At 50.1% G+C, this 22,735-nt stretch carries 16 protein-coding genes; all 16 read left to right on the plus strand.

The genetic code is table 11. The features are described from left to right. Nucleotides 1–41: 41 nt before the first annotated feature. The 16 genes from HPY28_RS16180 (at nt 42) to HPY28_RS16255 (ending at nt 22,703) form a co-directional block, all read left to right on the plus strand. The gene (locus tag HPY28_RS16180; RefSeq protein ID WP_017252169.1) at nt 42–731 is read left to right on the plus strand and encodes an amino acid ABC transporter permease; all 690 of its coding nucleotides are present in this window, start codon (nt 42–44) and stop codon (nt 729–731) included. Between the two features lie 27 nt (nt 732–758). Beyond that, nucleotides 759–1,490, plus strand: coding sequence for an IclR family transcriptional regulator (locus HPY28_RS16185; RefSeq protein WP_174230937.1), 732 nt, complete (start codon nt 759–761; stop codon nt 1,488–1,490). A gap of 130 nt (nt 1,491–1,620) precedes the next feature. Further along, nucleotides 1,621–2,670 carry an ornithine cyclodeaminase family protein gene (locus HPY28_RS16190; RefSeq protein WP_174230938.1) on the plus strand — a complete coding sequence of 350 codons (1,050 nt, stop codon included), beginning with the start codon at nt 1,621–1,623 and terminating at the stop codon, nt 2,668–2,670. Nucleotides 2,671–2,703: 33 nt separating this feature from the next. After that, the gene (locus HPY28_RS16195) at nt 2,704–3,825 is read left to right on the plus strand and encodes an aminotransferase (protein WP_174230939.1); all 1,122 of its coding nucleotides are present in this window, start codon (nt 2,704–2,706) and stop codon (nt 3,823–3,825) included. 224 nt (nt 3,826–4,049) lie between these two features. Beyond that, on the plus strand, nt 4,050–4,931 hold the full coding sequence (locus tag HPY28_RS16200) for a LysR family transcriptional regulator (protein ID WP_174230940.1): 882 nt from the start codon (nt 4,050–4,052) through the stop codon (nt 4,929–4,931). 145 nt (nt 4,932–5,076) lie between these two features. Then, entirely contained in the window at nt 5,077–5,355 is a 279-nt protein-coding gene (locus HPY28_RS16205; RefSeq protein WP_017252164.1) for a hypothetical protein, read from the plus strand. A gap of 801 nt (nt 5,356–6,156) precedes the next feature. Further along, the gene (locus HPY28_RS16210) at nt 6,157–7,335 is read left to right on the plus strand and encodes an ROK family protein (RefSeq protein ID WP_069848182.1); all 1,179 of its coding nucleotides are present in this window, start codon (nt 6,157–6,159) and stop codon (nt 7,333–7,335) included. A gap of 24 nt (nt 7,336–7,359) precedes the next feature. Further along, nucleotides 7,360–8,484, plus strand: coding sequence for an extracellular solute-binding protein (locus tag HPY28_RS16215; protein ID WP_173624030.1), 1,125 nt, complete (start codon nt 7,360–7,362; stop codon nt 8,482–8,484). 123 nt (nt 8,485–8,607) lie between these two features. After that, nucleotides 8,608–9,684, plus strand: coding sequence for an ABC transporter ATP-binding protein (locus HPY28_RS16220; protein ID WP_174230941.1), 1,077 nt, complete (start codon nt 8,608–8,610; stop codon nt 9,682–9,684). 14 nt (nt 9,685–9,698) lie between these two features. Next, the gene (locus tag HPY28_RS16225) at nt 9,699–11,426 is read left to right on the plus strand and encodes an ABC transporter permease (RefSeq protein WP_017252160.1); all 1,728 of its coding nucleotides are present in this window, start codon (nt 9,699–9,701) and stop codon (nt 11,424–11,426) included. Nucleotides 11,427–11,480: 54 nt separating this feature from the next. After that, nucleotides 11,481–14,000 carry an NEW3 domain-containing protein gene (locus HPY28_RS16230; RefSeq protein WP_217444823.1) on the plus strand — a complete coding sequence of 840 codons (2,520 nt, stop codon included), beginning with the start codon at nt 11,481–11,483 and terminating at the stop codon, nt 13,998–14,000. Nucleotides 14,001–14,120: 120 nt separating this feature from the next. Continuing rightward, a complete protein-coding gene (locus HPY28_RS16235; RefSeq protein WP_174230943.1) occupies nt 14,121–16,652 on the plus strand; it encodes an NEW3 domain-containing protein in 2,532 nt (843 codons plus the stop codon). A gap of 109 nt (nt 16,653–16,761) precedes the next feature. Further along, complete coding sequence (gene argH / locus HPY28_RS16240; RefSeq protein WP_069848172.1) at nt 16,762–18,270, plus strand: argininosuccinate lyase; 1,509 nt, start codon at nt 16,762–16,764, stop codon at nt 18,268–18,270. Further along, nucleotides 18,270–19,286, plus strand: coding sequence for an N-acetylglucosamine kinase (locus HPY28_RS16245; protein ID WP_017252156.1), 1,017 nt, complete (start codon nt 18,270–18,272; stop codon nt 19,284–19,286). Before argH ends, HPY28_RS16245 begins: the two co-directional genes overlap by 1 nt. Before the next feature lie 10 nt (nt 19,287–19,296). Continuing rightward, the gene (locus HPY28_RS16250) at nt 19,297–20,034 is read left to right on the plus strand and encodes a PIG-L deacetylase family protein (protein ID WP_174226040.1); all 738 of its coding nucleotides are present in this window, start codon (nt 19,297–19,299) and stop codon (nt 20,032–20,034) included. Between the two features lie 143 nt (nt 20,035–20,177). After that, complete coding sequence (locus tag HPY28_RS16255; protein WP_174230944.1) at nt 20,178–22,703, plus strand: SEL1-like repeat protein; 2,526 nt, start codon at nt 20,178–20,180, stop codon at nt 22,701–22,703. Nucleotides 22,704–22,735 lie beyond the last annotated feature (32 nt).

Here is a 22,735-nt window from a genome sequence, read left to right on the forward strand (position 1 = left end):
GATGCCCCCCTTTTTAACGCTTCATGTGAGGAGGATTGCACGTGATTATTGATATTTTTCTATCCAGTTATCCCCTTTTTCTAAAAGCGACATGGCTCACAGTTCAGTTGACGGCCGTTGCCCTGATGCTCGGTTGTGTGGTAGGTCTTGTCATTGCCTTTTTCCGGATATCCGATAACAAAGTATTGAACTACATTGCACACGTCTACATTACCGTCATTCGCGGGACGCCTTTGATCGTGCAAATTTGTATTCTGTACTTCGGCTTGGCAAATTTGGTGACGCTCTCGCAGTTTTGGGCAGGAGCCATCGCGCTGGCAGTTCATAACGGCGCGTATATTGCAGAAATTTTCCGAGGCGCGATCCAGTCCATTGATCGTGGGCAGATGGAGGCATCCCGATCACTCGGAATGTCGTACCCGTTGGCGATGCGCAGAATCATTTTGCCACAGGCGTTCCGTCGGGCGATCCCATCGCTTGGCAATCAGTTTATCATCGGGCTCAAAGACTCATCGCTGGTCGCCTACGTAGGGATGCAAGATTTATGGGGAACCGGTCTGGGTGAAGCAGCCTCCAACTACAAGCAGCTAGAGACTTATATGGTCGTAGGCTTGTACTATCTCGTATTGATCATGATCTTCTCATATTTCGTAAACAAACTGGAAGCACGATTAGCCAGAGGCAAAGCCCCCAATAAACAAGCGAAAGACAACACGAGTGTGGCGGCGTAACTCTTAGTCATGGAGGACGAAAGAAAGATGGTTCAATCAGTCGAACGGGCGATGAAAATTATTTGGGTACTGATTTCAGACGAAAAACATGCTTGGCCGATTTCGGAGCTGGCGAGCGCAACGGGTCTACCAATCAGTACGCTCCACCGTTTTCTCGAATCCATGATCCAGTTCGGATTGGTTGAACAGGACCCAGTCACCAAGCATTACAAGCCGGGATATACGTGGATGGAAATCGGTTTTATCCTGCATGAAAAGCTAAACCTGCGGGCTGTGGCGAGGCCTTTCATGGAGGAGCTGGCGAATGAAGTCGAGGAGAGTATCTTTCTCAACGTATTGGCGGGGACGGATTCGATGCCGATCGAAAAAGTAGAAAGTCCACTGAAAATACGCATAGACGAGAACCTGGGGGAGCGGATTCCTCTCACAATCGGCGCCCCTAGCAAAATCATTCTCGCGTATTTGAAGCAGGATGCGATCACGAAAGTCGTTTCAGCCCAGCTTTCGCCAGACAAGCAGCCGTCATTTTTGGACCAGCTGAGTGAAGCGAAGAAAAGTGGCTATGCGATCAGCTACGAAGAGAAGACGGAAGGCACCATGGCAGTCGCTGCTCCAATCATCGGCTACGGAAATCAACTCGTCGGAGCGCTCTCGATCAACGCCCCGTGCTTTCGGGTGACAGAAGATCGATTGCCCCTACTCATCGAAAAAGTGAAACGCCAAGCTACGACGATTTCGGCAAGAATCGGCGGCGCATAAGTTAACCCTCCATTCCAGCATCTGTGGATGGAGGGTTTGCTTTTTTTTATAGTAACCATCAGATCTTTCAATTTTTTCGCCTCGAAAAACTATGTTAGTGTGAAAGAAACAGTGGGGAGGGGAGAGAGACATGTTTCCATTTCGCGTTATTAATCAGGAAACAACGGAAGATGTGCTGGATATGGCTAGTGTCATCGAAGTGGTGGAGCAAGCCTATCAAATGAAATCGAGTCAGCAGGCGACGTTGTTTCCACTCATTTTTCATGAGTTCGTAGAGGGCAGAGCCGACATGGATATCAAATCCGGTCATTTGCCGCAAGCCGATATATTTGGACTCAAGCTCGTCTCGTGGTTCGGTGACAATGACAAGAAAGGTCTGCCACAACTAGTCGGTACTGTGATGGTAGTAGACAGCCGAACTGGCGTACCGCAGGGGATTTTGAGTGGAGAGCACATTACTTGCATGCGTACGGGAGCTGCCGGAGGAATCGGTGCAAAGTATTTGGCACGTCCCGAATCGGAGAACCTGCTGATTGTCGGGACGGGACATCAGGCTCCTTTTCAAATCATGGCGACACTGATGACGATGACAGAGATCAAGCGGGTGTACATCTGCAATCCGCGATCACCAGAAAAGGCGCAAAGCTTTGCCGCCAAAATCAAAGAGAACCTCTTGACCAGATTCGTCTCCAAGTATGCGGGAGAAGAGTACGAGCGGTATGCCAGCCGTTGTGACGTGGAGTTTATCGCGGTGGACAATCTCGAAGAAGCGACTAGACAAGCAGATATGATCATCACCGCAACTCCTTCACGTGAACCGATGATCCAAGCGGAGTGGGTAAAGCCGGGGACGCATATTACCTGCATAGGGGCAGACATGGAAGGAAAACAGGAAATCGATGAACGGCTTTTTGCAAAAGCGCGCGTCTTCGTTGATGATGTCGGACAGTCAGTACGGGTGGGAGAGACAAAGGTAGCTGTAAAAAAGGGGCTGATAACAGAGGGCGATATCGCAGCAGAGATTGGCAATGTCATCCCCGGTCGTGCCCAAGGAAGACAACATGTAGAAGAAATCACGATTTTTGATAGCACCGGGATCGCGTTCCAAGATTTACTGACAGCTGCACACATTTTGAAAGTGGCGGATAAGCGCGGTATAGGAACGATCGTTGATCTGTAAGGGTGAAAGGATAGGATTAGGAGGGGAACGACAATGAGAATTGCACCTTTTAAAGTAGAAGAATGGATGAACGCCTATGAGATGGAGGCTGTTTACAATATTGCCGAAACATGCGTCGATTCGCTGACGGTAGAAGAGTTGATCCGCCTTTCCGATGAGCCGGAAGATTTTTTCCGCGAGATGGCCCAGAAGAAGCTGACGTACGGTCATATCGAGGGTTCGCCGGAATTCCGCAGCCTCGTCGCGAATATGTATCAAACGATGAAGCCGGACAACATTTTGGCGATGAACGGGGCGATCGGAGCGAATTTTCTCACCTTGTTCTCGCTCGTTGCGCCTGGTGACGAAGTAATTACAGTGCATCCAACGTATCAGCAAATTTATTCGGTACCGGAGTCGTTCGGAGCGCAGGTCAAGCTGCTCAGACTTTTGCCGGAAAATGATTTTTTGCCTAATCCGGTTGAGCTGCGTTCACTCATTACAGACAAGACCAAGCTGATCTGTATCAACAATCCGAACAATCCATCTGGAGCTTTGATGGGTGAAGGTTTGCTGCGAGAAATCGTAGAGATTGCCCGCTCCGTAGATGCTTACTTACTGTGTGACGAGGTGTATCGAAATTTGCACCAAGACCCGGAGGTTGTGGTACCATCTATCGTCGACTTGTACGAAAAAGGGATTGCGACAAGCAGCATGTCCAAAGTGTTTTCATTGGCGGGCTTGCGTCTGGGGTGGATTGCAGCACCTCAGGATGTGATCAAAAGCTGCTTCCAGCACCGCGATTATACGACCATCAGCTGCGGGATGCTGGATGATATGCTGGCTGTCCATGCACTGAAAAACCGCGACAAGATCATGGAGCGCAGCCTAAAGATCGTGCGGGACAACCTGCAGATTCTCGACGAGTGGGTAGCGAAGGAGCCGTTGGTCTCTTACGTCAAGCCGCAGGCTGGAACAACCGCAATGCTCAAGTACGAGCTGGATATCCCTTCGGAAACGTTTTGCATTGACCTGTTTAAAACGACAGGGGCGTTTTTGACACCAGGCAGCTGCTTCGACATGGAAGGGTGGTTACGAATCGGGTACGCCTGCTCGTCTGAAGTGCTTCAAGTAGGTCTATCAAAAGTATCGGAGTTTTTGGAGTCACGCAAATAAGGGATAAAGTAGGAGAGGGAGTGTCTCTTCGGTGGAAGAAAAGAGACACTCTTATGCTCGCAAGCTGGCGGAGATGATAGGGGAGCACGCATAGGGTATCGGTTGAACATAGAGCCACTCTCGGCTACACTTTTTCTAACAGAGGTTGTTCAAAAAGCCGACTTTTTGAACACGCACTTACACGAAGAATGGGTGTCGTTCGGTGAGGGAGTGGATAATCAATCATGGAGTTACGCAATCTGAAGACATTTCAGGTCGTTGCCGAGCATTTGAACTTGACGAAGGCTGCAGAGCAACTCGGATACAGCCAGCCTACGATTACACTCCAGATTCAAGCATTGGAGCGGGAGCTGGGTCACCCTTTGCTCAATCGGGTAGGCAAGCGCACGTTTTTGACACCGGCCGGAAAAATAGTGAAACAACATACGGATCAGCTTTTCTACGTTCTCCAGCACATGGCGGAGGGACTTAATCACTTAGACATGCCTGTAGGACCGCTGGTCGTGGCGGCCCCGGAGTTTTATTGCATCCAATACATGCCCCAAATTCTGAAAGCATATGTAGAGACACATCCACAGGTCAATTTGCAGGTGATTTCATGCACCAGTCAGGAGACTTTGAAAAAAATCCAAGCCCACGAGGCGGATATTGGGATCATTGCGGGCATCACCTCGCAACCAGGTATTGATTCCAGCGTCGTGGACTTGGAACAATTCACCTTGATTGCTTCTCCTGATTTGATGAAGGACAAAACACTGGCAGACGCACTCGTGACCTTTCCTTTTTTGTCTTATCAGGAGGGGTGCAATCTCGATGAATTTATTACCCAATGCCTATTGGAATTAAACTACATCCCACCCTCAGTCATTAAATGTAGCAGCGAAGAAACGATCAAACGGTCAGTCCTGAATCAAACAGGCATAGCCCTGCTCAGTAAGGTTCTAGTGGAAAAAGAGCTTCGAACAGGAGAACTAATGGAGTTGTACCGCTTTTCCAAGAAAGCAGAAACATCGCTGGTCTGTCTGGGTCGCCGAAGAGAAGAGCCTGCAATCCAGACCTTCATGGAACTGGTCAAAGACATTTGGTTATCGATAAGAGAAGAGTAGTCATGACAAGGGGCAGTCTAAGGAGTCCCTCAAAAGTAAAGAAGCTGGGAAAAACGGTTTCGTTTTTCCTAGCTTCTTTTTCTGTGTGGAACGGCAATAATATTGTAAAATGAAAGAAGGTAAGAGAAATAGGAGATGACAACAAATGAGTAAGCAAGTAAACGAAAAGGAACTCGTTTCGCATTTAGCTACCAAAACAAAAGTAGATCCGCAAAAAATCATGATCGTACTCAAGCATGAGCAAGCGTACATGAACAGTGCGAAGGCAGATGCAAAAGGTGATGTCGACGTTGATTTTGATGATCTCGTAGATTACATTATGGGTAAGTCAGATGTGAAGCTAGATGAGATCACCGTCGAGAAGATCCTGGATGTAGAGATGGAATACTTGATTAAAAAAGGAATCGCCGGATATATAGACTAATAGAGGACGTCTGGTTATCAGGAAAAGAAGAGTAGTGTTCCAAGCACATTCCCCTTGTAGAGGGTGATGTGCTTTTTTATTACCACAACGCAAAAGGGTTATCATGGTAAAAAATCTAAAAACCATCTGAAAGACGGTGGCTGCAGTGGGGAGAAGAATATTTCCAGTCTAGGCTCCAGGCTCCGTCCCTCAGGGAAGCTTTGACTGCCCGCTCCAAAGGAATTAGCGGGGAAACGCAAAAGTGGTAGCCGCTACGTCGCATGAGCACGGTTGCGTTTCTTTTACCCGCTAATCCCTTCTCCGCTCGGTAGGACTCCACAAGTCGCTACGTCTGGAAATATTCTTCTCTGGCGTATCTGATTACGTTCTTCGTTCTTTTCAAGCTTTTAAAAAACGAATAACTTTAACAGCTCGTAGAGGAAACAGGAGAAATAAGCGAAGATCTTTGGTACACCGACCGAGACGGAATGCAAAAAGCGAAACACGCCCTTAAGCGTCCACCTCTGAAACACATCCTGAATGGACCACTTTGGACGCGGTTTCGCTTATTGCATGGAGTCGGGCAGTGAATCCCCCAGCGGGTGGGACAAGAAGCTGAGCGTTTTCTCCTGTTTCCTCCCCACCACAACAGAGTGACAAGTGGATTTTTAGTATTTTTTAACAAGGGATATATACACTGAAAATCCAAAAAATATCTGAAAGACAAATGTAAATTGTTTGACTATTGGTAGTCGTCGTGTCTATAATTTGGTTATCTTTGTTAGTAATGTTAACTAACTGTGTGGCGGTGATCGAAGAAGCGTGCAAGCTCCCAAAAAAACAGGTAATAGCAAACTCGTGAAAAAACTGAATAAAGAAGAAGTATTGCAACAGGTCGTCTTGCACGGGCAAATTTCCCGCGCAGATATCTCCAAGCAGACACATCTTAGCCGTCCATGTGTTTCCGCCCTCGTAGATGAAATGATCCAGGAAGGACTCCTACAAGAAGTAGGAATGGGCGATTCCAAAGGCGGTCGCAAGCCGATTTTGTTGGAGTACAACTATCAGGCGTACGCCATTGCAGGCGCGATTTTTGAAGGATCTACCCTGGACATGGCCATCGCAGATATGAAAGGTGAGTTCTTGGCTCGCTATCGCAAACGGCTGGCACAACCAGCGAATGGCGAAACCGTCATCGAAGATTTGGCAGCCGGACTGGATCGCTTGCTGCGTGAAAGCGGCATCCCGCGAGAGCGTCTACTCGGAATGGGCGTCGGTTTGCAGGGAGTCACACAGCGTGGCAGTGGAACCGTCAGTTTTTCGCCCAGCACAGGATGGATGGGTTCACCGATTCAGCAGACCATCGAAGCGCGACTCGGACTGCCCGTCATTATCGACAATGACGTGAATATGATGACACTGGGCGAGTATGTCCGTGGAGCAGGGGTCGGCCATACCAACGTCGTCTACATGTATGTAGGAACGGGGATTGGGGCAGGGATCATTTTGGATGGACAGTTTTATCGGGGGAGTCGTGAGGCAGCAGGAGAAATCGGCTTCATGATGATCGGCCCGGTACATAATCGCCCGAATGGCGCGTCAGGCGTGTTTGAGACGCATTATTCGATTCCGGGTATCCAAGAGCAGGCTAAGGGATTTCTCTCTGACCTTCAGGAAGGGTCGAGTGTCATAGAAGAGCTGATCCGGCACGCCAAACAAAATGCAGAAGCAAAAGAGCTTCTTGCAGATGTGTATCGACATTGGGCGTACGGAATGGCGAACATCATCAGTATTTTGAACCCGGAAATATTGATCCTGAGCGGGGAGATGGTCCACGTCGATGGTGAAGGGGTGAAGCAAATTCACGAATGGCTGAGAGAATGGGTGCCCGAGGTGCCTAATCTTGAAAAAGCGAGTCTGGGGGAGCGAGCTGGTTTGATTGGTGCTGTCCATAGTGTTTTGGAAGCGTTTCCTTTCACACGACTGCTTGACAAAGAGTGAGAAGAACAAAAGGGGGAGTTCGTTTTGAAAAAGACAACTAGCAAGCTGAAAACATGGATGAAGGGCGTATTTGTCAGTTCCTTGGCTCTGACTGTGGCTGCGTGCGGCAGTGGAGGACAGGAAGCAAAGCCTGCGGACAACAACGCAGGCGGCCAATCAGGCACGGCTGCTCAACCTGCTGATTCATCGGGTGACCCACAAAGACTGGTGATTTACACCGGACGGGACAAAAACATTTTTGAAATCGTATTGCCAAAATTCAAAGAAAAGTACCCGAACATTGAAGTGGAAACACTCGAGATGGGTGCCCAACAAATTTTGGAGCGCGTTCGTGCAGAGAAGGCGAACCCGCAGGCTGACTTCTGGTGGGGTGGTACCCAATCTGCTCTAGCGACAGCAGCCAATGAAGATCTGCTGGAGCCTTACAAGCCGACTTTTGCAGACAAGGTTCCAGATTTGTACAAAGATCCACAAGATCGCTGGTACGGCGAAATGCTTTTGCCAGAGGTTATCATGTACAACTCGCAGGTGCTGAAGCCAGAAGAAGCGCCTCAAGATTGGGACGAATTGATCGATCCGAAATTCAAAGACAAGATCGTTATCCGAAACGTACTGCCGTCCGGCACGATGCGTACCATTTATTCTGCAATGATCTTCCGTCAAGGGGCGGATACTCCTGAAAAAGGTTATGAATGGCTGACCAAGCTCGATGCCAATACAAAAGAGTACACGCAAGACCCGACAAACCTGTATTTGAAGCTGGATCGTCAAGAGGGCGTCATCTCCTTGTGGAACCTCCAAGACGTGCTGATCCAAAGCAAAAAGAACAACCATCCGTATGACTTCATTTATCCGAAGAGCGGGGCACCAATTCTCGTAGACGGCGTGGCTCTGGTAAAAGGCGCGAAAAACCAGGACGCAGCGAAAAAGTTCATGGAATTCTTGATGAGTCCTGAAATGGCTGCCCAATTGGCGAAGGAGCGCTTCCAGTTCCCATCTCGTACGGACATCAGCAAGGACCAATTGCCAGATTTCATGAAAAATCTCGAGCTGAAGCCAATGGAACTCGATTGGGCTGTCATGGCTGCAAAAGAAAAAGAGTGGATGCAGCATTGGGATGAAAACATCAAGGGCAAAGGCAAGAAGTAAGGAAGGTTTTTTTCAAGCAGCTAGGCGGGAAGGCGTTGTCCTTTCCGTCTAGTCACTTATAGAAGTTGTTTGAAAACGGACGCAGCTTGAAATGACTTGCGATGAAGGAGGAAACACAACCCGATGAGCAGCGTAACACTTGATCACGTTCACAAAAGGTTTGGCCAAGCAAAAGGGGTCGAAGATGTTCACATTCATATCGAATCAGGAGAGTTTTTTACTTTTCTCGGTCCGAGTGGCTGCGGCAAAACGACTACCCTGCGCATGATTGCCGGCTTTTATTATCCAACGGATGGCCATATCCGCTTTGGATCAGAGGAGGTTACATCTCTTCCTCCGCATAAGCGCAATACCGGGATGGTATTCCAAAACTACGCGTTGTTCCCGCACATGACTGTTTTTGAAAATATCGGGTTTGGCTTGCAGGTTCGGAAAGTGAACAAAACCGATGCAAAAGAGCGCGTAGAACGGATCATGAAGCTGGTCCGTCTGGAAGGCTATGGCGAACGCCGCATTGATCAGCTTTCTGGAGGACAACAGCAACGGGTAGCACTGGCACGGGCGCTGGTCATCGAGCCGCAGATTCTGCTGTTGGATGAGCCGCTGTCCAATCTGGATGCGAAGCTTCGCGAAGAGACGCGTTTTGAGATCAAGAGACTCCAGCTGGAGTTGGGGATTACGACGATTTACGTTACGCACGATCAGGCGGAAGCGATGTCGATGTCAGACCGGATTATGGTCATGCAGAGCGGAGAGGTGCAGCAAATAGGCACACCGCATGAGATTTATCATCGTCCTGTAAACCGTTTTGTCGCTTCTTTTATCGGCGAGACGAATCTGTGGGAAGGGACAGTTACAGGGTTTGATGGCGACGAAGTGCTGGTTCGCACGGCTTCTGGACAAATGCTCAGCGGATTTAAGAAAAACGCTTCTCCACGTGCACAGCTGTCAGTTGGGGAGAAGGTGACAATGTCGATCCGTCCTGAATCCGTCCTGGAGAGTACAGGCAACGAGGGACAAAATGTAGTGACAGGCTCTGTTGTCATGTCTGAATTTACAGGGGCGTGTGTCAATTACGTCACGGAGGTAGGAACGGAGAGCCTGCGCAGCATGTCGATCAACCTGGGACGACCGATTAAACAGCGCGGCGATGCCATCGGCCTACATATACCGAAAGAGAGCATTTATTTTGCCGGATAAGGGGGAAGAAGCTTTTGAGAGCAGAGTTGCAGCAAGCGCCGACAGCAGCCAGACGAAAGTCCATCACCGCTTCACCCGCCTTCGTCTACGTGCTGGTATCGCCACTCTTTTTAATATTGTTGGCTTATGTCGTTTATCCATTGTTCGAAACGTTCGTTGCGAGTATCAAAATTGATGAAGAAATTACGTGGAAAAACTATATTCGCTTCTTCAGCCTGGAGCATACGGCCAACCTGGAAGCGTTGTGGAACAGTGTCTACATATCGGTTCTGAGTGTCATTACATGCGGAATCGTTGGCGTCGCGATGGCGTTTTTATTGGAACGCTATGATTTTCCTGGACGAAAAATCCTTTCTGTTCTGGCTTTGGTTCCGATGGCGCTGCCTCCACTCATTGGCGTTCTCTCGTTTACCTTTTTATACGGGGAGAGTGGAATCATTCCACGGGCGATCAAAGAGCTGTTCGGGCTTGCCCAGGTTCCTTTCTCGTTAAAAGGAATTTGGGGTGTGGTCGTCGTTCATACGTTTACGATGTACACCTACTTCTTCATGACAGCTACAGCAGCAATCAAGGGACTCGACCCGTCCTTGGAAGAGGCGGCAGCCAGTCTTGGAGCGAATCGCTTTACCGTTTGGCGGCGCATTATTTTGCCGATGCTTACGCCAGCTATGGTCGCGTCTTCTCTGTTGGTTTTCATGATTTCGATGGCTTCTTATACGGCGCCACTCATTTTCGGAATTGACCGGACAATGACGATGCAAATCTATCTGTCTCGCACCAATGGAGATTTGGACATGGCTGCGACACAGTCTACGATTCTTTCGATTGTTTCCGTGGCTTTTCTTTTGATCATGCGTTGGTACCAAGGCGCGCGCAACTACCAGAATTTGAGCAAAGGGGTCAGCGTGCACCGTACCGAGATCAAGAGCAAAGCAGGACGCTACACCACGATTGTGCTGTCGTTTATCGGTACAGTCATTCTGATGCTGCCAATTCTCGTATTGGTACTCATCTCCTTCTCGGTGGATGGTACCTGGACGGTGCAAATATTACCTCCGGAGTATACCTTGTCGCATTACATGGATTTGTTCACGGATAGCAAGACATGGCGTCCGATTCTCAACAGCTTGCAGTTGTCTGCTATCGCGGTAATCGGGATCATCATTTTCGGTGTAGCTGCGGCTTATGCCATGGTTCGCCTCAAGTTTCGCGGGAAAACGCTTCTTGATGTGTTGATCATGCTGCCATGGGCATTGCCAGGGACAGTTGTGGCGATCAACCTGATTGCAGCGTTCAGTGAGCCGAATGCATTCAGCTTTGGTCAGGTTTTGATCGGAACATTCTGGATTATCCCGTTGGCGTATTTTGTCCGACATCTACCACTTGTGTTTCGCTCTACCAATGCGACTTTGATGCAGATGGACCCATCCGTCGAGGAGGCTGCGCGGAATCTGGGTGCTTCCTGGTGGTACAGCTTCAGACGTGTCGTGTTCCCGATGGCTTGGGGTGGAATTCTCGCAGGTACGCTCTTGGCATTCGTCCAGTGTATCGGGGAGTTTGTGGCTTCGATTCTGATCTTCACACCGAAGACAACGCCATTGTCTGTCGCGGTATTCCAACGCATGTACAGTAATGAATTCGGCACCGCTTGCGCCTATGGTGTCTTGCAAATCGTGGTCATCATCATCGTATTGTTCATCTCCAGAAAACTGACCGGAGATAAAGCGGGAACTGCCGTGTAAAAGCTGGATGCCTTCGTGAAAAAGGGGGAGCTTCACGTGGATGTCAGTGAATCGATGGACAAGAAATCACCGATGGTGCAGCCGACTAAATTGCCCTGCCCGCCCATTCCCGCATCTCTTCGCACCATGCAGGGGGAACACGGACTGCTCGATCTATGGAAAGCGATTAAGCCGCTCGCTACCATTGCCAGTGCCATGAACACAGGTGCCCATCCAGACGATGAGCACAGTGCCATGCTCGCTTACTTGGCGCTGGGGAGAGGCGTGTATACCACGAGTGTGATCGCGACAAGAGGGGAAGGCGGCCAAAACGAAATCGGCTGCGAGCAAGGTACCGCGCTTGGGATTATCCGCACGCGCGAACTGGAAGAAGCCTCATCTCTCGGCAATGTGACGCTTGGCATCTTAAGCGAAGAGCTGGATGATCCCATTCATGATTTCGGGTTCTCCAAATGCGCCGAAGAAACCTTCCGCAAATGGGGCGAAGAGGTCGTGTACGAGCGATTGATTCGAAAAATCAGGGAGCTGCGCCCCGATGTCGTCATCGCTTGCTTTGAAAATGAACCGACGACACACGGACATCACCGGGCGATTACGTTACTGACACAGCGTGCTTTCCACGAAGCGGCCGATCCACAGATCTTTCCGGAGCACAGGCAGGCTGGACTTTTGCCGTGGCAAATGAAAAAGCTGTATTTGCCTATCATGGACAACGATGATTATCACGTGGCTGTACCCGTGGGGGAATACGACCAAATCTACGGCTCATCCTATGTCCAGCTTGGTGAGCGATCGAGGTTTATGCATAAGACACAGGGCATGGGTGTTCATTACGACGAAGGCCCGACCTACAATTACTACCGCTTGGATGCATCTGTTTCCCCGGCACCTGAAAAAGAGCGCGACTTTTTTTTCGGACTGCCCTTCAGTTTTGCTGATCTGGCGCAGAGCATCGCTGCAAAAGGCGGGCAAGAACTCGCCGAAGTGCTTCACCGTATGCACGATGCGGCTACAGATATTTTGAATGCCTACCCACGTTTTGCTGAGGTGGCACAAAGGGTTCATCGCATGAAGGCTTTGCTTGCGTCTGCACAACAAGAAGTAGGCAAGGCTCCACTCGATGAAGAAACAAAGATTGATTTGATGTATCGGCTAGGACTCAAGGAAGCGCAGCTAAACCGTGCCAGTGCCGAGGCTCTGTCATTGGTCGTGAAAATCAAACCGGAGACGGGCGAGTGGGTGGCAGGTCAGACGACAACCGTCACCGTAACGGCTTACAACGGCGGCTCGCTTGAGGTTGAGCATGTGCAGCTGCGTATGCGTGTCCCCGCTGGATGGACGGCGAAACCACTCACGCCAACTGCGTTTCCACGACTTGCTTACAATCAGACGGTGTGCACCGTATTTGAGGTATCGATTCCTGCACAGACGGAGCTGTTCCATCCTTACAAGCCGTCCGTTCTCGATGTCGAGGTGCTCTATTTCGCCTTCGATACAGCCAGTACGATTCGCGTGGAGCCGGATAGCCGTGTAGCTGTGCTTCCGCCGTATGCCGTCACGCTGACACCGTCAGATGTGGTGCGAAACACGCTGCATACGGATGAGGCGATCCCGGTTAAGGTAACACTGAAACAGTACCGTCCGGGAAGCTCTACAGCCAAGGTCGCTCTCGTTGTTCCGGCAGGCTGGACGGCGGAGCCAGCCTTTGTCGATGTCCCGTTTTCTTTCCGCAGCGAGACGAAAACGATTGCGTTTACTGTTCATACCACGCCGCAAGTGAAGAATGGCAAATATCAGATCAGCGCTACGGTCGCGGGGACAGACGGTGTGACAGAGATAGCGCAGGATGTGCAGGTCATTGAATACCCGCATGTCGGTCGCACGTATTTCATCCGACCTGCTACGCTGACTGTTCAAGCCTTTGACCTGGCCATCCCGAAAAATCAACGGATCGGCTATGTATCCAGCGGCTTTGACAATATGGATAAATACTTGCGCGCGGTTGGGGTGAATTGCCTCAATCTCGACGCAAACGAAATACAATCGGGCGATTTGTCCCGCTACGACACGATTGTTCTCGGCATTCGCGCATACGGATTCCGCCGCGAATTAATCGAGAGCAACCAGCGTCTTTTGCACTATGTAGAAAACGGCGGAAATCTCGTCGTTCAATATCACAAGCCGGAGGACAAATGGAAGCCGCACTTGGCACCTTACCCTATTTTTATCGGCGAATCGCTGATCGATTGGCGGGTGACCAATGAGCAATCAGACGTCCGTATGCTGGCCCCTGACCATCCGATGTTCCAGGAGCCAAATGTGATTACCCAAGCAGACTGGGATGGATGGGTGCAGGAGCGCTCCATCTACAATCCTTCTCGCTGGGGAAGCGAGTATACCGAGCTGATTGCGACAAGTGATCCGGGAGAACCGGAGTTCCGCGGCATTTTCCTCACGGCGCACTATGGAAAAGGGACGTACACCTACAGCTCGCTTGCCTGGTTCCGCGAGATTCCACAGCTAGTCCCTGGCGCTTTTCGTTTGTTCGTCAACATGATCAGTCAGAAGCAGTAATGCCCCATCCACTCCGGGCCAACCGTGGGTCGATCCATGGCTACATCAATGAATTACAAACGTACAGACCGCCATGATTGATATAGACATCAATCTGAAAATGGAATGGAGGAACGTTCATTGAGTAAGGGGAAACTTGCCAAGCTGTACACGATTACGACTGCAGCGGTGCTAGCCACGAGTCTGATTATGCCGGTAGCACCCGAGACCGCCCATGCAGACCGCGGGGTTGTCGACCTGTGGAAAGCCATCAAGCCGCTCACCACGATTGCCAGTGCGATGAACACCGGAGCACATCCGGACGATGAGCACAGTTCGATGCTCGCGTATTTGTCGCTTGGCAAAGGGGTGGACACATCCAGTGTCATTGCGAACCGAGGCGAGGGAGGACAGAACGAGATAGGCAGCGAGCTGGGTAATGCGCTGGGGATCATTCGTACCCGCGAATTGCAGGAAGCTTCCAAAATCACGAACATCCATCTGGAGAACCTCAGTGAAAAAATCGATGACCCTATTTTTGACTTCGGCTTTTCCAAAAGTCCGGATGAAACTCTTCAAAAATGGGGCGAGGATGTCGCGTACGAAAAGCTCATCCGCCGTATCCGGACACTGAGACCCGATGTCGTGATTCCCGCATTTTTGAACGAACCTTCGACTCACGGTCATCATCGCGCGATTAATGTCATTACGGTACGGGCATTCAAGGATGCCGCAGATCCAAACGTTTTTCCGCAGCATGCAAAGGAAGGCTTGGCTCCTTGGCAGGTGAAGAAGCTGTATCTGCCTGCAAAGGAACAGGATTACTCGGTCAAAGTGCCTGTTGGCGACTATGACGAAATTTATGGTGCCTCTTACGTCCAACTCGGCGAAGAATCCCGTTTTATGCACAAGAGCCAGGGCATGGGACGTCACTATGACGAAGGGCCAAGCTTCAATTATTACAAGCTCGATCAATCCATCGTAGAGACAAAAGACAAGGAAGCGGACTTTTTTACGGGAATTGCCTATTCGTTTGACGATTTAGCCAAGGAAGTTGCCAGACAGTCTGGCGGGGAAAAAGTCGCGGGTGAACTGAAAAAGCTGCAAAAGGATGCCGCAGAAGTCATTGCTGCGTACCCAAGCTTTGCCTCAGTAGCCAAGGAAGCACATGAAATGCTGGCGGATGTGGAAAAAGCGACGGCAGTAGTCGAAGCGTCCTCCTTGCCAACTGACACGAAAACAGACTTGCGCCATCGTTTGGGAGTGAAGAAATCCCAGTTGAACAAGGCTAGTGCCGAAGCGCTCTCGCTCGTAGCCAAGGTTAAGCCTGAGACAACTGAGCTGGTAGCAGGCCAAACGACAAAAGTAACGGTTACGGCTTACAACGGCGGCCAAGCAAAAGTCGGGAAGATCAATCTCGCGCTGAATGTACCAAAAGGCTGGCAAGCCAAGCCGCAATCGTCCACCAGTTTCGCATCGCTCGGCTACAATCAGACGGTGAAAACGACATTTGATGTTACGGTTCCTTCTGATGCCGCTCTGTTCCAACCGTATGCCGCTCCAGCCATTACGGCAGATGTCAGCTACAACTTCGCAGGCTCGACGGCGAATAGCCATGTGACACCAGCAGATGCCATTGCAGTTCTTCCATCTTTTTCTATGGTGCTGAGTCCAAATGCGACGGTTTTGAATACGCAGAAGCCAGAGGAGCCAATCCCGGTCAAGGTTACGGTGAAAAACTACAATCCAGGTGCAGCGAAAACAACCATCTCTCTCGATGTGCCAAAAGGCTGGAGTGTAGAACCACAAGCAGCACCGCTCGCCTTTGAGGCCAAGGGAGAAACGAAGTCGGTTGCCTTTACAGTCAAAGCAGATGCTTCGGTCCAACCGAATAAGTATACGGTGACAGCAGTAGCATCTGGCAATGGTAAAGAGAGTCGACACGGCGCCCAAGTCATCCGTTACCCGCATATCGGCACGACTTACTTTGTTCAACCAGCGACGCTTGCGATCCAGGCATTTGACCTGAAGGTGCCGGAAGGATTGAAGGTCGGTTACGTATCCAGTGGCTTTGACAATATCGATCAGTATTTGTCCCAATTGGGAGTCAATGTGACCAATTTGTCGGCAAAAGACATCGAGTCTGGCGATTTGGATCAATACGATACGATCGTGTTAGGCATACGTGCTTATGGTTTCCGACCTGAGTTGATTCCTTCAAATGCACGCTTGTTGAAATACGTGGAAAACGGCGGAAATCTGGTCGTGCAATACCACAAGCCAGAGGATAAATGGAAGCCAGAGCTGGCTCCTTATCCGATCAAAATCGGTGCTCCGCTGATTCAATGGCGTGTCACAGACGAAAAATCCAAGGTAACAGTATTGGCGCCTGATCATGCATTATTCCATACGCCAAACAAAATCACGGAGGAAGATTGGGACAACTGGATTCAGGATCGTTCCGCTTACAATCCTTCCGAGTGGGGCAAGGAATACACAGAGCTCATCTCCAATGGAGATGAAGGTGAGAAGGAATTTACGGGTACGTACCTCACTGCCAAGTATGGAAAAGGAACGTATACCTACAGCTCGCTCGTGTGGTATCGCGAAATTCCGTCACTCGTACCGGGTGCGATCCGATTGTTTGTCAACATGATCAGCCCACAGCAGTAATCATAATAGAAGGGAAGGCGATCGTTCGGCGGTCGCCCCCCTCCTAAAAGAAGATCAGACGCAAAAATAGAAGCAGCATACGAATGGGTAGGAAGGAGATGCAAGAAAGATGAATTACAGAGATCGAATTTTTCAACAGGAGGGAGCCAGTTTCCCTGGCAAGACATACGTGGAGGCGGTTTTGGAGCCTGCATTCAATGAAGCGAAGCACCATTTGCTGCATCCGATGATGGCGATCAACAAGGCACATTTGATCATGCTTCGTGAACAAGAATTGCTCACAGACGATGAGGCCAAAAGAATTGCTGGTGCACTGTGTGGGATCGAAATGGAAGAGCTGCGCCAATCGCATTACACCGGACAGTTTGAAGATTTGTTCTTTCAGGTAGAGAGCCGTTTGCTGGAACTGGCTCCTGATGTGGCAGGAAATCTGCATCTGGCTCGCAGCCGCAACGACATGGGGATTACCATATACCGTATGGTGCTGCGTGAAAAATTGTTGGTGACCTTGGCTTCTGCCCTCTATCTGAAAGAGCATTTGCTCCTCTTTGCAAATGAGCATGTGGATACGATCATGATTGGCTACACGCACACACAGCAGGCACAGCCGACGACCATGGCGCATTACATCATGGCGGCTACTGACATGCTCAGCCGTGATATCAAACGACTGATCCAAGCCTATCACACAGTCAATCGCTCACCGATGGGGGCAGCGGCCTTGACGACTTCTGGCTTTGCGATCAGCCGGGAGCGGATGCGCGAATTGCTCGGATTTGATGAGCTGGTGGAAAATTCCTATGATGCAGTCTGCGGCGCTGATTATTTGGGGGAAGTAGCGACAGCCGTACAATTGGCAGCGATTAATTTGGGGCGTACGGTTCAAGATATGCTACTGTGGTGCACACAGGAATTCGCGGGGTTAAAAGTCGCGAGTCCATACGTGCAGATCAGCTCCATCATGCCGCAAAAGAGAAATCCGGTTTCCTTTGAACATATGCGCTCTCTGTTGTCCAGTGCAGCAGGCAATGCGACGACAGTGCTTACGATGATGCACAATACGCCTTTTGGCGATATCGTGGACACCGAGGATGACATGCAGCCGTACGCGTGGCGGAGCATGGGAGTACTCGAGCAGATGTATCGCTTGATGGCGAGTGTTGTGGGTACGATGGAAGTGAACAAGGACGTCCTCTTGGAGCGGGCAAAGGGCAGCTTTGCGACCGTCACAGAGCTGGCGGATACATTGGTGCGCACGGATCAGCTTTCGTTCCGCAAATCTCATCACATCGTGAGTCGTGTGGTAAAAGAAGCGATGAGCGAGCAACTCGCTGCAAACCAAATCAGCTTGGAGCTGGTAAACCGTGCAGCCGTGGAAGTAATCGGGCGGGAGCTGTCGCTCACAGCAGAAGAGCTCAGACTGGCGCTTGACCCCGTTCATTTCGTAATGATCCGCAAGCTTCCTGGTGGACCAAATCCAGAGGAAATGAAGCGCATGATCGCCGTTCGCCAAGCGGTTCTCCAGCAGGAAACAGAATGGCTGGCACAGAAGAAGCAGGCGAATGCGAATGTGATGAAAGGGCTTGATCAGATGACAGCTGAATGGAGTGTGGGGTAATGGCAGTGGTGCGAATACCTCTTCTGGCAGTGGACGGAGGGGGCACCAAGTGTCTGGCGGTACTGGTGGACCGCTCCAGAAATGAAATCGGTGCAGGACGCTCCGGTTCATGCAATTATCAAGGGATCGGGGAGGAAGCGGCAGCTCGTGAGTTGGTTGCCGCGATCAGCCAAGCTCTGGACGATGCGATCGCTCGTCAAACAGTTGCCCCCTTTATGAGCGGCACTTCGACACTGGATGGACCAATCGAATGGGAAATCGAGTGCGCGGTGTTCGGGATCGCTGGCCTGGACACAGAGTATGATCGACAGGTAATCTCGCGGATGGTGAGCAAGGTACTGCACCAGCTCGATATTCGCGTCCAGCACCTGATTGTGGAAAACGACGGATTTGCGGCATTGCTCGGTGCGACCGGAGGCAAACCCGGCATTCTGGTCATCGCAGGCACAGGTTCGATTGCCTTTGGTGTAAACGATGAACAGGAAACGGCGCGAGCAGGAGGCTGGGGGCATCGGGTCGGTGACGAGGGTAGCGGCTACTGGATCGGCAAACAAGCGATTATGGCTGTATTAAAAGCAGCGGATGGCCGTGGCGAGCCGACCGTATTGAAGGAGCTGCTCCTCCCGCACGTTGGACTGGGACGCGTAGATGAATTGTTTAACTGGACGTACAGTGAGCATTATTCCGTAGAGAAGGTAGCAGAGCTGTCGCCGTTGGTCAGTCAAGCGGCACTTGCCGGAGATAAGGTGGCAGCAGCTATTTTGCAGGTCGCAGGCGAAGAGCTTTTCGATGCTGCTCGGGCTGTCATTGATACGTTGCAAATGAAAGCCAAGCCGTTTCAGATGATCATGCAGGGGGGCGTTTTGCAAAACGATGATCGCGTGCGAGAGATCGTCGTAGAGCGCGTCCGAGAGTACGCTTCGCAGGTCGTCATCGAAAATGCACAAAACGATCCAATTTACGGTGTCATAGCAAAAGGATTGGCTTATTTAGAACGCCAATCGGGCGGCAAGTGAGGTGCTAGAAATGAAAAAAGTAATGGTTGTCTTTCCACATCCGGACGATGAGTCTTTTGCCTGCGGGGGAACGTTGGCAAAGTGCAAGGACGCCGGACATGAAACGTGCTATTTGTGCATTACCTCCGGCTGCAAAGGACGCAGTGGTCCATTCGATATCGATTGCCGAGTCAAGCTGGCAAAACATCGAGAGCTAGAGCTGAAAACAGCGGCGGAAGTGCTCGGAATCAGTCGTCTTGACTTGTTCCGGTACCCGGATGGTTCCTTGCAAAATGCCGATCTGGATGAGCTGGTGGGTAAGATTCGGGAAGCGATAGAGGAATGGAAGCCCCATGTCGTCGTGACGTTTCCGCCGGACGGGGTAACGGGTCATCCCGATCATATCGTCACGTGCGAGGCGACGACGCGAGCGGTCGAACAAGCGGAGGCGAGCTTGACTCCCGCAGAATATCCTGATCTGTACTATGTTTCGATCCCGCACTACTACGATCATTGCCCGGATCATGGTCCAAAGCCAGCAGTTCCGATTACAGGCAAGGTCGATATTTCGAGCTATCGGAAACAAAAAGGAGAGGCGCTGAAGGCTCACTTGAGTCAGGAGTATTCCGTGAATCGCGCTTATCCGGGTGTGATCGATGGGGACTTTGGTGTCATTGGCTGCTATGAGTACTTTACTTTGGTGCGGTCAGCGGGCAAGGCGATCGAGCCGGTTAGTGTGGGTGGAAGTATTCCTCTCATTGACCTGTAATCTAAAAAGTAGAAAGGGCTGACCAGCATGATTTTTGCTTGTCAGCCTTTTTCGTTGGATAGAACATCAGTCGGATTGTTTTGCCCTGCTAGATTTGCTTACAATGTGATCAAGTGCAAGTGGAAATCAAAGGGAGAGAAGACATGTCACACAGAGTCTATGTATATAACGTCAGTGAGCCCTCTCAAGCGCAAGACAACGACACGATGATGGTGGAATGGGGCTATGAGGTCCCACTACTCTTGCAGCCGCTCTTCATAGAAGGTGGTTCAATCGCCGGAAACAATTATAACAACCATACCGAGCCGGACAATTCTGGACTCTATTACGACGCGCAGACAGGCATCGAAAACGTGAAGCGATTCTACGATTTTCTGGAGAGACAGGAAGGGCTAATCCGTAACAAAGAAGCATTTTTATATGCGAGAAATCAGCTTCTGAGCTATCTGGAAAAACGAACGCTTCCGTATTTTCACATCGATGCCTGGGATGTATTCAATATGGATGACATCCCTCATGACGAGCAGGCGGAAACTTTGCGCGCCAATATTGCCCATAACAACGAGATCATGACAAAGGCAATGGACAACGATGACATCTCATTGCTGAACTACTCCGAATTGATGGACGTGAACCCAGGCTTTCGTTCTTTTGCCGAGGTGCTCAATTATGAGGACTACCAATACGGCTGGGGACACATCTGGCAGCCTTATGAAGAGCATTCCGACGTGGAGATTTTTGAGGAAGCTGGCTTGCTTGGTCTAAAAGACGCAGAGGGAAACGTATTGCTCGCTCCTCAGTTCGATGCCTTTTACGATTTCGCTTCCGAAGATCTCGCTGTGGTCGCCCGAGATGGTAAATACGGCTATGTACATAAATCCGGGAGAATTGTCATTCCATTGGAGTGGGAGGATGCCTACGATTTTGAATACGGCTCTGCTGGTGCCATCGTCAAACGAAACGATCGATATGGTCTGATCAATCTGGAAGGCAAAACAATTGTCCCTACCGACTATGAAGAATTGGAACCGCTCGATTACCAACGATTTTATACGGCAAAGAAAGACGGAAAATGGGGCGTGCTGGGGGAAGCTGGTTTTGTAACGATAGATTTTGAGCATGAAGAAGCTTTCAAGTGTGGGGACGGATTTTACCATACAGCGGTTAAAGGTAGGAAAAATCAGAAAATCTTTAACGAATATTGGAAATACATCGGGGAATTCCCTCTGGCGGCGGTGGAACAGATCGACGAAGGGCTTATCCTCGTCAAACCACATAAGGATGCAAGTCATAGCACCTTGTACAAAAGAGACGGCGCTGTCGGCGCATCCGGCTTCGATAAATTGAATCGGCAAACCCATTTTCCGAATCTACTTGTTCTACGCAAGGGAAAGAGGTACGCCGCTTATGGCAAGCAGCAGGAGAGCCTTCTGTTGCCGTATGAATACGATGAACTGATTGATTTGCAGGTTTATACGGAGACAAGGCAGGGCAATCAGGTGCTGGCCAAAAAAGATGGAAAGCTAGGCGTTTTTTATGGAGATGCCGTTCAGCCAGCATGGTTATTCCCCTTAGACGATTATGAGAATATTTTTCGGCTGCATCAGGATGCGTATGCTTTGAAGAAAAATGGATTATGGAGCATTGCCTTATCGCCGGAAAAGCGATGGAGTGATTTTGAATTCGATTTGGTGGTGAAAAAGGCATTTGTCGGGGGTTTTGCTTATGCCCTCAAGGGTCACGACGTTTATGTAGTAAGCGAGTATGGGCTGTCGAGGGCAGAGAAAACGCTCGTTCTGGAGGATGTAGAAGATCGTTATTCCAGCTATTATTTTGATGCTGAGGTTCGCAAGCGACTGCTGGCCTATGCCAAAGGGGAGCAATCCGATGTTGACAGTGTAGATCAGTACACGCCAGTAGAAACGTTGTACAATCTGGGCATGGAAGCGTATGAAGCAGGTGATTATGAGAAAGCCATTCTGTACGATACGCTTGCTGCTAAAAAGGGCTATGCCCCATCCATGAACAACCTTGCGCATATGTATTACAGTCGAGAAGGCTTCGAGGATGCTGATAAAGCTTTTTACTGGTATGAATTAGGGGCTGCGGCAGGCAACCACCATGCTATGAATGGATTAGGCTGTTGCTATCGACACGGGGTAGGCACGGAAGCTGATGCCGATCAGGCAATGTACTGGATGGGCAAGGCGGCAGAACACGGTCATGCGCTGGCTCACAACAATTTGGGCGCCATCTATTATGACGGAGAACTGGTGCCGCAAGATTTGGACAAGGCCCTCTGGCATTATGAGCAGGGGGAGTTATTGGGCTCGCCGGTTTATGGTTGGCTTGGCTATCTTCACGATTCAAAAGCAAACTACGAAAAGGCGCTGCATTATTATCACCAAGATTACGAAGTAGGCGGCGATATCAGTGCCTATAATTTGGGGATCTTCTACTATAATGGCTACGGTACAGCCAAAAATATCGACGCCGCTATCACTTATTTTCACGCTGCTTTGGAAAGAAACTACCCGCATGCGCATCTCGAACTGGCAAGGATTTACCGGAATGAAGAACAATTTACGGACGAGCTCCTGGTGAAAAAGCACATCGAAGAAGCGGAAAAGGCAGGTCTTGATATTCCTGAGGAGCTTGCACAATCGTAGAAAAAGCAAAAAGCGGATCGACAGGAAAAGTC

The organism is Brevibacillus sp. HB1.2 (genome assembly GCF_013332495.1).
Classification (GTDB): Bacteria; Bacillota; Bacilli; order Brevibacillales; family Brevibacillaceae; genus Brevibacillus; species Brevibacillus porteri.